The organism is Pseudomonas sp. FGI182 (genome assembly GCF_000511325.1).
In the GTDB taxonomy this organism is placed as follows: Bacteria; Pseudomonadota; Gammaproteobacteria; order Pseudomonadales; family Pseudomonadaceae; genus Aquipseudomonas; species Aquipseudomonas putida_Z.
This window is the reverse complement of sequence record NZ_CP007012.1, coordinates 5,228,151-5,243,100: the sequence shown is the minus strand read 5'-3', so window position 1 is coordinate 5,243,100 and position 14,950 is coordinate 5,228,151. Positions and strand designations below refer to the sequence as shown.

General features: G+C 64.7%; 16 protein-coding genes. 7 read left to right on the top strand and 9 right to left on the bottom strand.

The annotated features are described in order from the left end of the window. Positions 1-63: 63 nt before the first annotated feature. The 7 genes from purD to C163_RS23085 form a co-directional block, all read right to left on the bottom strand. Entirely contained in the window at positions 64-1,359 is a 1,296-nt protein-coding gene (purD, locus tag C163_RS23115) for a phosphoribosylamine--glycine ligase (protein ID WP_025340781.1), read from the bottom strand. 182 nt (positions 1,360-1,541) lie between these two features. Further along, positions 1,542-3,149: a bifunctional phosphoribosylaminoimidazolecarboxamide formyltransferase/IMP cyclohydrolase gene (gene purH / locus C163_RS23110; RefSeq protein WP_025340780.1), complete on the bottom strand. Its 1,608-nt coding sequence runs from the start codon at positions 3,147-3,149 to the stop codon at positions 1,542-1,544. 81 nt (positions 3,150-3,230) lie between these two features. After that, a complete protein-coding gene (gene fis / locus C163_RS23105) occupies positions 3,231-3,551 on the bottom strand; it encodes a DNA-binding transcriptional regulator Fis (protein WP_012274390.1) in 321 nt (106 codons plus the stop codon). Further along, entirely contained in the window at positions 3,548-4,561 is a 1,014-nt protein-coding gene (dusB, locus tag C163_RS23100) for a tRNA dihydrouridine synthase DusB (protein WP_025340779.1), read from the bottom strand. Before dusB ends, fis begins: the two co-directional genes overlap by 4 nt. A gap of 255 nt (positions 4,562-4,816) precedes the next feature. Further along, positions 4,817-6,178, bottom strand: a complete 1,362-nt coding sequence (locus C163_RS23095; RefSeq protein ID WP_025340778.1) for a DUF3426 domain-containing protein — start codon at positions 6,176-6,178, stop codon at positions 4,817-4,819. 42 nt (positions 6,179-6,220) lie between these two features. Then, positions 6,221-7,099 carry a 50S ribosomal protein L11 methyltransferase gene (gene prmA, locus C163_RS23090; RefSeq protein ID WP_025340777.1) on the bottom strand — a complete coding sequence of 293 codons (879 nt, stop codon included), beginning with the start codon at positions 7,097-7,099 and terminating at the stop codon, positions 6,221-6,223. Positions 7,100-7,348: 249 nt separating this feature from the next. Further along, a complete protein-coding gene (locus C163_RS23085; RefSeq protein WP_025340776.1) occupies positions 7,349-7,804 on the bottom strand; it encodes a MaoC family dehydratase in 456 nt (151 codons plus the stop codon). Positions 7,805-7,947: 143 nt separating this feature from the next. Here C163_RS23085 and C163_RS23080 point away from each other — a divergent pair, with 143 nt between their 5' ends. Genes C163_RS23080 through C163_RS23070 form a run of 3 tightly spaced genes read left to right on the top strand, consistent with a single transcriptional unit; the run spans position 7,948 to position 9,623 of the window. Continuing rightward, on the top strand, positions 7,948-8,310 hold the full coding sequence (locus C163_RS23080; RefSeq protein WP_025340775.1) for a CidA/LrgA family protein: 363 nt from the start codon (positions 7,948-7,950) through the stop codon (positions 8,308-8,310). Then, positions 8,307-9,023 (top strand): LrgB family protein, encoded by a 717-nt coding sequence (locus C163_RS23075; RefSeq protein ID WP_025340774.1) that lies wholly within the window; start codon positions 8,307-8,309, stop codon positions 9,021-9,023. The genes C163_RS23080 and C163_RS23075 overlap by 4 nt, the downstream gene beginning before the upstream one ends. Positions 9,024-9,032: 9 nt before the next feature. Beyond that, complete coding sequence (locus C163_RS23070) at positions 9,033-9,623, top strand: LON peptidase substrate-binding domain-containing protein (protein ID WP_025340773.1); 591 nt, start codon at positions 9,033-9,035, stop codon at positions 9,621-9,623. A 121-nt stretch (positions 9,624-9,744) separates the two neighbouring features. Here the strand turns inward: C163_RS23070 and C163_RS23065 are convergent, their stop codons facing one another. Continuing rightward, positions 9,745-11,061: a bifunctional DedA family/phosphatase PAP2 family protein gene (locus C163_RS23065; RefSeq protein WP_025340772.1), complete on the bottom strand. Its 1,317-nt coding sequence runs from the start codon at positions 11,059-11,061 to the stop codon at positions 9,745-9,747. Positions 11,062-11,064: 3 nt separating this feature from the next. Continuing rightward, complete coding sequence (locus C163_RS23060; RefSeq protein WP_025340771.1) at positions 11,065-11,733, bottom strand: DNA-3-methyladenine glycosylase; 669 nt, start codon at positions 11,731-11,733, stop codon at positions 11,065-11,067. A 329-nt stretch (positions 11,734-12,062) separates the two neighbouring features. Between C163_RS23060 and C163_RS23055 the strand changes: the two genes are divergently transcribed. Genes C163_RS23055 through rlmH form a run of 4 tightly spaced genes read left to right on the top strand, consistent with a single transcriptional unit; the run spans position 12,063 to position 14,936 of the window. Beyond that, the gene (locus C163_RS23055; protein WP_025340770.1) at positions 12,063-13,334 is read left to right on the top strand and encodes a glutamate-5-semialdehyde dehydrogenase; all 1,272 of its coding nucleotides are present in this window, start codon (positions 12,063-12,065) and stop codon (positions 13,332-13,334) included. 1 nt (position 13,335) lies between these two features. Then, complete coding sequence (gene nadD / locus C163_RS23050) at positions 13,336-13,995, top strand: nicotinate-nucleotide adenylyltransferase (protein ID WP_025340769.1); 660 nt, start codon at positions 13,336-13,338, stop codon at positions 13,993-13,995. A 43-nt stretch (positions 13,996-14,038) separates the two neighbouring features. Then, positions 14,039-14,458 (top strand): ribosome silencing factor, encoded by a 420-nt coding sequence (rsfS, locus tag C163_RS23045; protein WP_013974359.1) that lies wholly within the window; start codon positions 14,039-14,041, stop codon positions 14,456-14,458. Between the two features lie 10 nt (positions 14,459-14,468). Further along, positions 14,469-14,936, top strand: coding sequence for a 23S rRNA (pseudouridine(1915)-N(3))-methyltransferase RlmH (rlmH, locus tag C163_RS23040; protein ID WP_003249722.1), 468 nt, complete (start codon positions 14,469-14,471; stop codon positions 14,934-14,936). Positions 14,937-14,950 lie beyond the last annotated feature (14 nt).

Below are 14,950 nucleotides of genomic sequence, written 5' to 3'. Positions count from 1 at the left end.
TGTCGACGAGCCGGATGCCGCAGGCGCAAGGTGCTGGAGCGCGCTGCGGCAGCCCGGTACAACTTACTGCTGGTGCTCACCGCGCTCTCGGGCAATGGCCCGGTAGCCGATGTCGGTGCGGTAGAAGCTGCCGTTCCAGCTTACTTCCTTGGCCAGGCGGTAAGCTTGCTGCTGCGCGTCGGCAACGGTGCTGCCCATGGCGGTGGCACACAGCACGCGCCCGCCGTTGGTGGTCACCTTGCCATCCTTAAGTGCGGTACCGGCGTGGAACACCTTGCCTTCGATCTTCGCGGCAGCGTCCAGGCCGTTGATCACATCACCCTTGGCGTAGTCGCCCGGGTAGCCGCCGGCAGCCAGTACCACGCCCAGGCTCGGGCGCGGGTCCCACTGTGCTTCGACCTTGTCCAGCGCCTTGGCGAATGCGGCCTCGACCAGCAGCACCAGGCTCGACTCCAGGCGCAGCATGACTGGCTGGGTTTCAGGGTCGCCGAAGCGGCAGTTGAACTCGATGACCTTGGGGTTGCCCGCCTTGTCGATCATCAGGCCGGCGTAGAGGAAGCCGGTGTAGACGTTGCCTTCCTCGGCCATGCCGCGCACGGTCGGCCAGATCACCTGGTCCATCACGCGCTGGTGCACTTCGGCGGTGACCACCGGGGCAGGGGAGTAGGCACCCATGCCGCCGGTGTTCGGGCCGGTGTCCTGGTCGCCGACGCGCTTGTGGTCCTGGCTGGTGGCCATGGGCAGCACGTTCTGGCCGTCGACCATGACGATGAAGCTGGCTTCCTCGCCGTCGAGGAACTCCTCGATCACCACGCGGGAGCCCGCATCACCGAAGGCGTTGCCGGCCAGCATGTCACGCACGGCGGCTTCGGCTTCTTCCAGGGTCATGGCGACGATCACGCCCTTGCCCGCGGCCAGGCCGTCGGCCTTGATCACGATCGGCGCGCCTTTTTCCTGCAGGTAGGCCAGCGCCGGCTCGATTTCGGTGAAGTTCTGGTAGTCGGCGGTCGGGATCTTGTGACGCGCCAGGAAGTCCTTGGTGAAGGCCTTGGAGCCTTCCAGCTGGGCCGCGCCCTTGGTCGGACCGAAGCAGTCCAGGCCGCGGCTGCGGAACAGGTCGGCCACACCGATGACCAGCGGTGCTTCCGGACCGACGATGGTCAGGTCGACGTTCTTCTCGGCGAAGTCAGCCAGTTGCTCCAGGGCGCAGACGTCGATGGCGACGTTCTCGCACTTGGCTTCAATGGCGGTGCCAGCGTTGCCCGGGGCAACGAAGACTTTTTCCACGCGTGGGTCCTGGGCGACTTTCCAGGCCAGGGCGTGCTCACGGCCGCCGCTGCCGATGATCAAAACTTTCATGTCAAAACCTCGAATTCTGTCTGGCCGATCCCGCTTCCTGTAGGAGCGGCCTTGTGTCGCGAAAGGGGCGCGTAGCGGCCCCAGGTTTTCAGCTTCGCAGCAGAAATTGCCGGGGCCGCCTTGCGGCCCTATCGCGACACAAGGCCGCTCCTACAAGGGCCGGCGATCGGCCCTGCATCTGTTTAGTGGCGGAAGTGGCGCATACCGGTGAACACCATGGCGATACCGGCTTCGTCAGCAGCAGCAATCACCTCGGCATCACGCATCGAACCACCCGGCTGGATCACGGCGCTGATACCCACTTTAGCCGCATTGTCGATGCCATCACGGAACGGGAAGAACGCATCCGACGCCATGACTGCACCCTGCACCTGCAGGCCGGCATGCTCGGCCTTGATTGCAGCAATGCGCGCGGAGTTGACGCGGCTCATCTGGCCGGCGCCGACGCCGATGGTCTGGCGCTGCTTGGCGTAGACAATGGCGTTGGACTTGACGAACTTGGCCACTTTCCAGGCGAACACCAGGTCGTGGATCTCTTGCTCGGTCGGCGCACGCTTGGTGACGATCTTCAGGTCATCGGCGGTGATCATGCCGATATCGCGGCTCTGCACCAGCAGGCCACCGTTGACACGCTTGAAGTCCCAGCCGGCAGCGCGCTCGGCTGGCCACTCGCCGCATTCCAGCAGGCGTACGTTCTGCTTGGCGGCAACCACGTCGCGGGCAGCCTGGGAGATTTTCGGGGCGATGATCACTTCGACGAACTGGCGGTCGACGATGGCCTTGGCGGTTTCGCCGTCCAGTTCGCGGTTGAAGGCGATGATGCCGCCGAACGCCGACTCGGTGTCGGTGGCATAGGCCAGGTCGTAGGCCTTGCGGATGCCGCCTTCGTCTTCAGGTACCACGGCCACGCCGCATGGGTTGGCGTGCTTGACGATGACGCAGGCCGGCTTGACGAAGCTCTTCACGCACTCCAGTGCGGCGTCGGTGTCGGCCACGTTGTTGAACGACAGTTCCTTGCCCTGCAGCTGGATGGCGGTGGAAACGCTGGCTTCGCCTTTTTTCGCTTCCACGTAGAACGCCGCGCTCTGGTGCGGGTTCTCGCCGTAGCGCATTTCCTGGGCCTTGACGAACTGGCTGTTGAAGGTGCGCGGGAATTCGCTGCGGTCTTCAGTGGTCAGGGTCTCTTTGGCCTGGTCGATGGTGCCCATGTAGTTGGCGATCATGCCGTCGTAGGCAGCGGTGTGCTCGAACGCCTTGAGCATCAGGTCGAAGCGCTGGGCGTAGGTCAGGCCACCGGCCTTGAGGCCTTCGACGATGCCGGCGTAGTCGCTGGCGTTGACCACGATGGCCACGTCCTTGTGGTTCTTGGCAGCCGAACGGACCATGGTCGGGCCGCCGATGTCGATGTTCTCGATGGCGGTCGGCAGATCACAGCCAGGCTTGGAAATGGTGGCTTCGAACGGGTACAGGTTGACTACTACCAGGTCGATCGGCTTGATGCCGTGCTCGTTCATGATGGCGTCGTCGGTGCCGCGACGGCCCAGGATGCCACCGTGGATTTTCGGGTGCAGGGTCTTGACCCGGCCATCCATCATTTCGGCGAAGCCGGTGTAGTCGGCCACTTCCACCGCGTTGACGCCGTTGTCCTTGAGCAGCTTGTAGGTGCCGCCGGTGGACAGGATCTCGACACCGAGCTGCTGCAGCTCACGGGCGAATTCGAGGATACCGGTCTTGTCGGAGACGCTGATCAGGGCGCGGCGGACTGGCAGGCGGGTAGTCTGGTCGGTCATTTCGGGTTCCAATAACGCGGTGGAGTCAGCAAAAAAGGCGCCTCTGTTCAGGGAGCCGCCTTTTCTGGTTGGGATTCTGGCTTACAACAAGTCGTACTGCTTGAGCTTCTTGCGCAGGGTGCCTCGGTTCAGCCCGAGCATCTCGCTGGCCTTGGTCTGGTTGCCCTTCACGTAGTTCATCACGCTTTCGAGCAGGGGCGCCTCGACTTCGGAGAGCACCAGGTTGTACACGTCCGTCACGGTCGCGCCTTCCAGGTGGGCGAAGTAGTTGTGCAGCGCCTTCTCGACGCTGTCGCGAAGGGTCTGGCCCTCTTCGCTCGGCGTGTTGAGGTGCTGTTTCAGGTTGGCGTTGTCGCTCACGGGCGTTGTTCCACTCACAAATGTCTCGGTCATCATCGTCATGCGGCCACCCCTTGTCCGTCCTCTGTCTCAAGGCTCTGTCGACGTTCGCTGAAAAACGCGCGAACGTTGGCGCACTGCGCTTGTGTGTCTTCCAAAGCGTTGAACCGGGAGCGAAACTCCTTGCCGCCGGGTCGTGTTGTCAGGTACCAGCCAACGTGCTTGCGGGCGATACGTACGCCCATCACATCGCCATAGAAGGCATGCAGCGCGGCCAGGTGCTCCAGCAGGATGCGTTCCACTTCGTCCAGCTGCGGCGCTGGCAGGTGTTCGCCAGTGCGCAGGTAATGCTCGATCTCGCGAAAGATCCATGGCCGCCCCTGGGCGGCCCGGCCGATCAACAGGCCGTCTACCCCGGTGGCGTCCAGCACCGCCCGGGCCTTTTCTGGCGAGGTGATATCGCCGTTGGCAAAAACCGGGATCGACACCGCCTGCTTGATGGCAGCGATGGTGTCGTATTCGGCTTCGCCGGTGTACAGGTCGGCGCGTGTGCGGCCATGCACCGCCAGCGCCTGGATGCCGGCCTGCTCGGCGATCCTCGCCACGTTCAGGCCGTTCTTGTTCGCCCGGTCCCAGCCGGTGCGGATCTTCAGGGTCACCGGGACGTCCACGGCGCCGACCACGGCGTGGAGAATCTCGCTGACCAAGGCTTCATCTCTCAATAAAGCAGAGCCTGCGGCTTTGTTGCAGACTTTTTTTGCCGGGCAGCCCATGTTGATATCAATGATCTGGGCGCCAGCTTCGACGTTGGCCTTTGCCGCCGCTGCCATCATCTGCGCATCACCACCGGCGATCTGTACCGAGCGTGGCTCGGGATCACCTTCATGGATGCGGCGCAGGCTCGACTTGCGGCTGTTCCACAGGCTCATGTCGCTGGAGACCATTTCCGACACCACCATGCCGGCGCCCAGGTGCTGGCAAAGTGTACGGAAAGGCTGGTCCGTGACCCCGGCCATGGGCGCGAGGATCAGGTTGTTACGTAGTGTGTATGGGCCGATGCGTACCGCCGACATAGGTGATCCCTGTTGTGGGGCCGAATCTTGGAGTTCGAAAAAGGGTTGGCATGATACCCGCTCTCGGTGACCGGATAAAGATGGATTTGGATAAAATCTGAACAGTTGTCGGCTTATGACATTTGGTATGGGGGGAGGATCCAGGACCTTGCGCGGCCCCTGTGGGAGCGGGCGTGCCCGCGAAGCAGGCGGCGCAATGGATGGCACGGGCTTCGCCCGTGTTCGCGGGCACGCCCGCTCCCACAGGGTTGGTGGTTATTCCGGCGAGCGGAAGCTCAGGCTGTAATTGACGGCCTTCGGCCCCGGGTCGAGGATGTCCAGGGCGATGTGGATCGGGGTCTGGCTGGGCATTTCGCCGCGCCCGGCCAGTTCGCCGGACAAGTACTCGCTGGGCTTGAAGCGCCGGCTGGCGATCAGCTGGCCATTGAGGTCGGCGAAGCGCAGTTCCAGCAGCGGGAACGGCTGGGCGAACGGCGCGCGGTTGTAGATGATCGCATCGACGATCAGTGCGCCCTTGAAGTCCGGGTGGCTGCGTACCACCAGGTTGCTGCTCTTGATTCGGGCGATATCGACGCGGGTCGGCACTTCGCAGCCGACCAACGGGCAGACTTGCTGGAAGAGCGGCCGGTACTGGTCCTGGCGGGCCATTTCATCGAAGTGGAACCACACGTACTGGAACGCCAGCAAGCCAGCGGCCAGCAGGGTCAGGAAGCCCCACAGCAGGCGCTTGCCCCAGTTGGGTGCGGGCTTTTCCCAGCCCAGTTGCAGCGGGTCGTCGACCACGTCGACCAGCGGCTCCTTGCGCGCCGGGCGCTCGGCTTTGCCGGCAAGGCCTGGTTCCAGGCGTTCGCCGGGCAGCGGCTCGACAGGCTCGTCATCGCGCGCCGACAGGTGCAGCTCCAGCGGCTCGTCGTCGCGAGCGCTCAGGCCCTGTATCGGGGCTTCATCATCGCTGGCACGCAGCGGTTCGTTGAATTCGGGGTGTTCATCGATTTCGACGGCACGGGTTACCGGTGGCTCGTCGTCGATGTCCAGGTCCAGATTGCCACCTAACGTCGGCTCGGTACGCTCGCCCGGGGCGGGCTCCAGGTCCAGCTCCAAGGGCTCCGGCTCCCGCAGCACGGGCGCGGTTTCTATCGCCGGTTGCGGTTCGAACGGTTCATCGGTAGCCGTACCGAACAGGTCGTCGGCATGTTCGTCCGGGTGCAGTTCGTCACGCCGCGCCTGCAGGCCGTCATCCTGGCTGGCCGGGCGAGCCGTGGCCGGTTGGCCGCGGCGCTCCAGGCGCTCCAGTTCCATGTCGAGGTCGAGCGCGTCCAGCGCCTGGTTGGTGAGCGCCCAGTCCTCGTCCGGGGTGGTGCCGGGCTCGCTGGCGACAGGCTCGGGTGTGATCACCGGTTCGGCCAGCGGCTCGGCAGGGGCGGCAGGCATCGGTGCTGGCACCGCAGGTGCGCTGGCTCCGCCGGCGCGGTTCTGCTCCAGCAGTTGCTTGGCGGCGTTGAACACCTGCAGGCAGTGGCCGCAGCGCACTACACCGCGGGCCACGCTCAACTGGTGGTGGGTGACGCGAAAGCTGGTCTGGCAATGCGGGCACTGGGTGACGAAACTGTCGGTCATGCGGCAATCCGGGAGCTGTGCAGAAAAGTATTCTAGGCCCGCTTAACGGCGGCGACCACTGATGCGCACCCAGCCGTCGCGCACGACGATCGGGTCCAGCTCGAAGTCGGCGGCGTAGGCCGCGGCCACTTCCTCACCCTGCTCGGCGAGGATGCCCGACAGCGCCAGCAGGCCACCTGGGCGGACCAGACCGGACAGTTGCGGTGCCAGCGACACCAGCGGGCCGGCGAGGATGTTGGCGACCAGCACGTCGGCCTGCATGGCCGGCATGTGCTCGGGCAGGTACAGCGCCAGCTTCTCATCGGCGATGCCGTTGCGCTGGGCGTTGTCGCGCGAAGCCTCGATGGCCTGCACATCGATGTCGGTACCGACCGCCTCACGGGCGCCCAGCAGCAGCGCGGCGATGGCCAGAATGCCCGAGCCGCAGCCGAAGTCCAGCACCTGGGTGCCTTCGAGTTGCTGGCCGTCGAGCCATTCCAGGCACAGGGCGGTGGTCGGGTGGGTGCCGGTGCCGAACGCCAGGCCCGGGTCGAGCAGCAGGTTCACCGCGTCCTGTTCCGGGGCCTCGTGCCAGCTGGGCACGATCCACAGGCGGCGACCGAAGCGCATCGGCTGGAAGTTGTCCATCCAGCTGCGTTCCCAGTCCTGGTCCTCGATCACCTCGGCCTGGTGCTCGGGCAGCTCGGCACCGGTCAGCAGGCGCAGGTGGGCGAATACCTGCTCAGGATCGGCATCGGCCTCGAACAGGGCCAGCAGGTGGGTGTGTGACCACAGCGGGGTGGTGTTGAGGTCTGGCTCGAAGATCGGTTGATCCTCGGCGTCCATGAACGTGACCGAGACGGCACCCACTTCGAGCAGGGCATCTTCGTAGGTTTCGGCTTGTTCCGGGCTGATGGCCAGGCGTACTTGCAGCCAGGGCATGGCGGGCACCTTTGGTAAATCGACAGGGGCAGCCCTAGGCTGCGCGAAGGCTGGCAGTTTACGCGAGTGCGGTGGGTTTGTAGAGGAGGCCAGGCACGGACATCGTTGGGGTTAATGCCTTGCACAACATTGAAATCCTGGCATGCACCCTGTGGGAGCGGGCGCGCCCGCGAACACGGGCGAAGCCCGTGCCATCCACCGCGGTGCTTGCTTCGCGGGCTTGCCCGCTCCCACAGAAACTGTGGTGCATCAGACAAAACAGAGGGAAAGCGACTCAGCTATATAAGCAGGCTTCTCTTCTCCCTTGATCTCCAGCGTGGCAATCGCCTTGAGCAACCATTGCCCCGGCTTCTTCTCGGTCACCTCGGCCAGGTCCACCTTCAGCCGCACCTGGCTGTCGACCTTGACCGGCTGGATGAACCGCACACTGTCCAGTCCGTAGTTCACCACCATCTTCAGCCCTTCCGGCAGGATCAGGATGTCCTCGATCAGCTTGGGAATCAGCGACAACGTCAGGAAACCGTGGGCGATCGTGCCGCCAAACGGGGTTTTCGCCGCCTTTTCCGGGTCGACATGGATGAACTGGAAATCGCCCGTGGCTTCGGCGAACAGGTTGATGCGTTGCTGGTCGATCTTCAGCCAGGCCGAGTGGCCCAGTTCCTTACCAACGTACTGCGAAAGCTCTGTAACCGGTACATGGGGCATCGCGGACTCTCCAGGTTGTCAGTTGGTACGAAAGTGCAAGATCAGCACGGCGAACCGTTTCAGTCAAGTTGCGCGCTTTTCGACGAATATCGGTATATGGCGGCACATGCTTATAATGGCGGCCATGCCCGAGGGAGATGCTTATGCTGTTGCGTGGTTTGACCTGGCTGGTGCAGTTCCAGCTGCTGGGGACGGCGATCAACCACCTGTTGGTGCCGTTTTTGCCGGGGCCGATCATTGGCCTGTTGCTGCTGTTGTTCTTCCTCATGGCCCGTGGTGAGGTGGGCAAGCCGCTGAACGAGGCCGCCAGCAGCCTGCTGCGCTACCTGCCGCTGTTGCTGGTGCCGCCAGCGGTGGGGGTGATGGTGTATGCCAGGGATATCGCCGCCGACTTCTGGGCCATTGCCGGTGCCTTGCTGATCTCCTGCCTGGTGACCCTGGTGTTCGTCGGCGTGTTGATGCAAAAGCTCATCCACCGCCAGGGCCGGCGCGAGGAGCAGCCATGATGCTCGACTGGCAAGGCGCACTGGATGCGGTCGTTCATCATCCCTTGTTCGGTATCGGCATCACGCTTGGGGCCTACCAGGTGGTGCTGGCGGCCTACGAGAAGACCCGCTGGATCTTCCTGCAGCCGGTACTTGTGTCGATGCTGCTGGTGATCGGCGTGTTGCTGGTGTGTGGCATCGACTACCGCGAATACCGCAAGAGCACCGAAATCATGAACATCCTGCTGGGGCCTGCCACCGTGGCCCTGGCCGTGCCGCTCTACCTCAACCTGCGGCGTATCCGGCAGCTGTTCTGGCCCACATTTACTACGCTGGTAGTCGGAGGCCTGTTCGCCACGCTGTGCTGCCTGTTGCTGGGCTGGTGGTTCGGTGCCGAGCACATGATCCTGATGACCATGGCGCCGAAATCGGTGACCTCGCCGATCGCCATGCTGGTGGCCGAGCAGATTGGCGGTGTGGCGGCCCTGGCGGCGGTGTTCGTGTTGATTACCGGGGTGATCGGGGCAATCTTCGGCCCGGCGCTGCTGAGCCGTTTTGGCGTGCATAGCCCCGAGGCACGCGGCATGTCTCTGGGCGTGACCGCGCACGCGGTGGGCACTTCGGTGGCCCTGCAGGAAAGTGACGAATGCGGCGCCTTTGCCGCGTTGGCGATGAGCCTGATGGGGGTGGCCACGGCGGTGTTCCTGCCGCTGGCGGTCAGCCTGGTGGCTTGAGGACTTGTGATGACGCTACCGCTGTTTCCACTCAATACCGTGCTGTTTCCTGGTTGTTTTCTCGATTTGCAGATTTTCGAGGCGCGCTACCTGGACATGATCGGGCGCTGCATGAAGCGGGGCGAAGGTTTTGGTGTGGTGTGCATCCTGGAAGGCGAGCAGGTCGGCAAGGCGCCGCCGGTGGTTGCCTCGATCGGCTGCGAGGCGGTGATCCGTGACTTCGTGCAGCAGGATAACGGCTTGCTGGGTATCCGCGTCGAAGGTGTGCGGCGCTTCAACCTGGAAAGCACCGAGGTGCAGAAGGACCAGTTGCTGGTGGGGCAGGTGCAATGGCTGCCGGAGCAGGCGGACAGCCCGTTGCTCGAGGCGGACGAAGACCTGCTGGCGTTGCTGGTGGCCCTGGGCGAACACCCGATGGTCGAAGCCCTGGACATGCCGCGCCCGGTAGACGGGCGCCAGGCGTTGGCCAACCAGCTGGCGTACCTGCTGCCATTCATGGAAGAGGACAAGCTGGATTTGCTGACCCTCGACTCGCCACAGGAGCGGTTGGGGGAAATCCAGAAGCTGCTGGAGCGGATTCAGGGAGAGCTTTTTGCCTGATAGTGATGGGTTGCCAGTACCGGCCTCTTCGCGGGCTTGCCCGCTCCCACAGAGATAGCGCCCTCTCGGGCCGGTACCTGTAGGAGCGGGCAAGCCCGCGAAGAGGTCGGTACAGGCGACATCAATATTGATACCGCAGCAAAGCCTGCGGCAGCGCATGCATGGCAAAGAACGCCAGCAACGCGACACACGCCGGCAACACCAGCCACCACACCCGCAGCGGCAAGGCCGGCAGGGTCTGGTGGCGCTGCACCAATGCCAGGCTGAGCGCGCACACACAGCACGCCAGCAAGGCCCCGGCGAGGATGTCGGTCGGCCAGTGCGCCCCCAAATACACCCGTGACAGGGCAATCGCCAGCGCTGGAATACAGCCCAGCATCACCCAGGTCAGGCGCATCCGCGGCGGCTGCCCGCGCCCGGCCAGCACCGCCATCACCAGAAAGAACGCAAACGACGCCGAACTGTGCCCGCTGGGCATGCTGTAGCTGGTCAGCGGGTCACTCAGCACTTCCGGGCGGGCCCGGGCGAACAGCCACTTCAGCGTGCCGTTGGCAAGCGCCGTACCCATCAGCGCGCCCGCAGCGAACATGGCATGCCGCCACTGCCGGGCAAGCAGCAGCAGGCCCGTCAGCAGGCCGCCGAGGAACAACTGGGTGCGGAAATCGCCCAGCCGGGTCACCAGCACCACGGCGCCATCGATGGCCTGGCTGCGGTGTTCCTGCACCAGTGTCATCACGCCCTGGTCGAATTCGTGCAGGTAGGGCCAGCCGAGGAAGACCCCGGCCAAGGCCAGGAAACTCATGCCGGCGATCAGCCGGGTGCCGTGGCGTTGATCGCGAATGCTGGTGTTCAGGCTCAGCCCGATGATGACTGCCAGGGTGCCAGCGATGATCCCGGCATCCAGCCAGAAGCCTTCCGGCAGGGGCAGGCGCATGGCCGCGCCGGTAGCCCAGCCGGGCAGCAGGTAGGCCACCGCCCAGCCGGCACCGGCCACCAGGCTGACGGCGATGAAGCGCGGCAGTGGCATGTCGAACATGCCGGCGACCATCGGCAGCATTGGCCGCAGCGGCCCGATGAAGCGCCCTACCAGCAGGCTGGCGATGCCGTAGCGCTGGAAGTAGGCCTCGGCACTGCCGATCCATTCCGGATGGTGGCGCAGCAGGGGCAGGCGGCGGATGTTCTGGTGGAAGTACTTGCCCACCGTGTACGACAAGGCATCGCCCACCAGGCCGCCGAGAAAGCCCAGCAGCAGCGTTTCGCCCAGGCTGAAGGCGCCGCTGCCGGCCAGTACCGCGACCGCGAACAGCAACACAGTGCCTGGCACGATGATGCCGGCAATGGCCAGGCACTCGATGCAGGCCACCAGGAAAATCGCCAGGCCAAGCCACTGCGGGTTGGCGCTGAGCCAGCCGGTCAGGCTGTCGAGCCATTGGCCCATGGTTCAGCTTCCTTGTTCGATAATGAAGAAGTCGCGGCCTTCGACTTGGCCACGACGTAACGGGTTCCGCGTGCAGAAACGGGCGTATTCGGCATCGACGAAACGGTAGGGCAGATGCTCGTCGCGGCCATGCGGGATGCCCAGGCGGGTGGCCTGGATCACCCGTGGCACGGCGTTGCCGCAATCCTCCACGTACAGGCGCTCGGCGTCGAAACGCTGGGCGTCCCAGTGCGGCACCTTCAGGCCCAGGGCCCGGCACAGCAAGGTCTGGCCGGCGCACAGGCGCTCGGCCGGGCGGAGGTTGCCGCTGGTATCGGGGTTGTTCAGTTGCATCTGCGCCAGGCTGTTCGGCCCCGAGCGGGCGTCCTGCCAAGGATAGGCCGACTTGATCAGCACCGCGTTGCCCGGGCCGTGGGCGCTGAAGTTCAGCGAGTCGCCGCCGCGCGCGTAGTACATATAGATGTGCCCGCCATCGAGGAACAACGCCTTGCGTTTTTCGGTGTAGCCGAGCGAGGCGTGGCTGCCCTTGTCGGTGAGGTAGTAGGCCTCGGTCTCGATGATGCGCGCGGCCAGCCACAGGTCGCCGTGGCGATGGCGGATGACCTTGCCCAGCAGGGCCTTGGCCAGGGTCTGGGCGTCGCGGTCGAAAAAGCTGTCGGGCAAGGCTGGCATGCGGGCGGTTCGCGGTTGGGAGGCGGGGATGATAGCAATGAATGGCTTAATCGAGGCTGAATCGAGTGGGATGTTGGCAGTGCCGGCCCTTTCGCGGGCTCGCCCGCTCCCACAGGTACCTCGGAGGTCCCAGGCCTTGTGCAATCCCTGTGGGAGCGGGCGTGCCCGCGAAAAGGCCGCAACAGATGGTGGGTTTTTCGATAACCCCGGTTACATCTTTCCTACACAATGCCCCCAGCCATTTTCTACCATCCGCCACCCGCCGCTGGGCGTACACCTGCGCGGCAGTTATAATCAGCCGATTTCCCCTTCGCCAAGACACCGAACCCATGACTGAGTCCGTTCTTGACTATATGACCCGCCTGGGTCGCGCTGCCCGTGAGGCTTCCCGGGTGATCGGCCGTGCCAGCACCGCGCAGAAGAACCGCGCCCTGCAGGCTGCCGCCGATGCACTGGACGCCGCTCGTGCCGAGCTTACCGCTGCCAACGAGCTGGACCTGGCCGCCGGCCGTGCCAACGGCCTGGAGCCGGCGCTGCTCGACCGCCTGGCGCTGACCCCGGCGCGTATCGACGGCATGATCACCGGCCTGCGCCAGGTGGCCAGCCTGCCGGACCCGGTCGGTGCCATCCGCGACATGAGCTACCGCCCATCCGGTATCCAGGTTGGCAAGATGCGCACGCCGCTGGGGGTGATCGGGATCATCTACGAGTCGCGCCCGAACGTGACCATCGATGCCGCCAGCCTGTGCCTGAAGTCGGGGAACGCGACCATCCTGCGTGGTGGCTCCGAAGCCATCCACTCCAACCGCGCCATCGCCACCTGCATCCAGCGTGGCCTGGCCGCCGCCGGCCTGCCGGCAGCCGTGGTGCAGGTGGTCGAGACTACCGACCGCGAAGCCGTGGGCGCGCTGATCAGCATGCCGGAATTCGTCGACGTCATCGTGCCGCGCGGTGGCCGTGGCCTGATCGAACGCATCAGCCGCGATGCCCGCGTGCCGGTGATCAAGCACCTGGACGGTATCTGCCACGTCTACGTCAGCCAGCACGCCGACCTGGACAAGGCCTGGCGCGTGGCGTTCAACGCCAAGACCTACCGCTACGGCATCTGTGGCGCCATGGAAACGCTGCTGGTCGACCAGCAGGTGGCCGAGCGCTTCCTGCCGGAAATGGCCCGCCGCTTCCAGGAGAAGGGCGTCGAGCTGCGTGGCTGCGAGCGCACCCGGGCGATCATCGACGCCAAGCCGGCCACCGAGGCCGACTGGCACACCGAGTACCTGGACGCGATCCTGTCGATCCGTGTGGTCGACGGCCTGGACCAGGCCATCGAGCACATCAACCACTATGGCTCGCACCACACCGATTCGATCATCAGCGAACACCAGGGTGAAGCCCGCCAGTTCATGGCTGAGGTCGACTCGGCGTCGGTCATGCTCAATACCCCGACCTGCTTCGCCGACGGCTTCGAGTACGGCCTGGGTGCGGAAATCGGCATTTCCACCGACAAGCTGCATGCCCGTGGCCCGGTCGGCCTGGAAGGCCTGACCTGCGAGAAGTACGTAGTGATCGGCGACGGCCAGCTGCGCGGCCAGGAGTCCTGCTGAGTTGAGCAAGGCCCAGGCAGTCCGGCGCATCGGCATTCTTGGCGGCACCTTCGACCCCGTGCACATCGGCCACCTGCGCAGCGCGCTGGAAGTGGCCGAGCTCATGGGGCTGGACGAGCTTCGCCTGCTGCCCAACGCCCGGCCGCCGCACCGCGACACTCCGCAGGTGGCCGCGCAGGACCGCCTGGCCATGGTGCAAGGCGCTGTACAGGGCGTGCCCTGCCTGAGCGTGGATGCCCGCGAACTGGCGCGCGACAAACCGTCGTACACCATCGACACGCTGGAATCGATCCGCACCGAACTAGGCGCCAACGACCAGCTGTTCCTGGTGCTGGGCTGGGATGCCTTCTGTGGCTTGCCCGGCTGGCACCGCTGGGAAGAATTGCTGCAACACTGTCACATCCTGGTGCTGCAACGCCCGGATGCCGACGTAGAACCCCCTGACGAGCTGCGCAACCTGCTGGCTGCGCGCTCGGAGAGCGATCCCACCGCCATGTCCGGCCCGGCGGGAAACATTTCGTTCGTCTGGCAGACGCCGCTTGCGGTGTCGGCTACACAGATCCGACAGCTGCTGGCCAGCGGCAAATCGGTGAGGTTCCTGGTGCCGGACGCCGTACTGGCCTACATCGAGGCGCACGAACTGTATCGTGCACCTAACTGACGGTGCCTCTGGCGCCTCATCCAACGAGTTGAACGAGTTTTATATGACCAAGCAGAAAATCCACGGCGAAGAACTGGTCGCCCTGACCAAGGCAGCGCTGGAAGACGTCAAGGCCCAGGACATCCAGGTCATCGACGTGCGCGAAAAGCACAGCCTGACCGACTACATGATCATTGCCACCGGTACCTCCAACCGCCAGATCAACGCGATGCTGGAAAAGGTCCGCGAAGCGGTCAAGGCCAAGGGTGCCCAGCCACTGGGTGAAGAAGGCAAGGGCGACAGCGACTGGGTGCTGCTGGACCTGAACGACGTCATCGTGCACATGATGACCGCCGCTGCCCGCCAGTTCTACGACCTGGAGCGCCTGTGGCAGGGTGCCGAGCAAAGCCGTGCCGCCGATGGCAAGCACCACAGCCCGGACCATGCCCACGAGTACTCCGACAAGCTCAAGGACCGGGAATAAGGAAAGCGCTGTGCGTCTGCGCCTGATCGCGGTCGGCTCGCGCATGCCGAAGTGGGTCGAGGAAGGCTGGCATGAATATGCCAAGCGCCTGCCCGCCGAGCTGTCGCTGGAGCTGGTGGAAATCCCGCTGAACACCCGTGGCAAGAATGCCGACGTCGCCCGCCTGATCCGTCAGGAGGGCGAGGCCATGCTGAGCAAGGTTCAGCCAGGGGAACGCATCGTCACCCTCGAGGTCCATGGCAAGCCCTGGAGTACCGAGCAGCTGGCGACCGAGCTGGACCGCTGGCGCCTGGATGCGCGCACGGTGAATTTGATGGTGGGCGGCCCGGAAGGCCTGGCGCCCGAGGTCTGTGCGCGCGCCGAGCAACGCTGGTCGCTGTCGCCGCTGACCTTGCCGCACCCATTGGTAAGGATACTCATCGGCGAGCAGATCTACCGCGCCTGGACCGTGTTGTCCGGGCATCCTTACCATAAATGAGCCTGTAAGCAGTC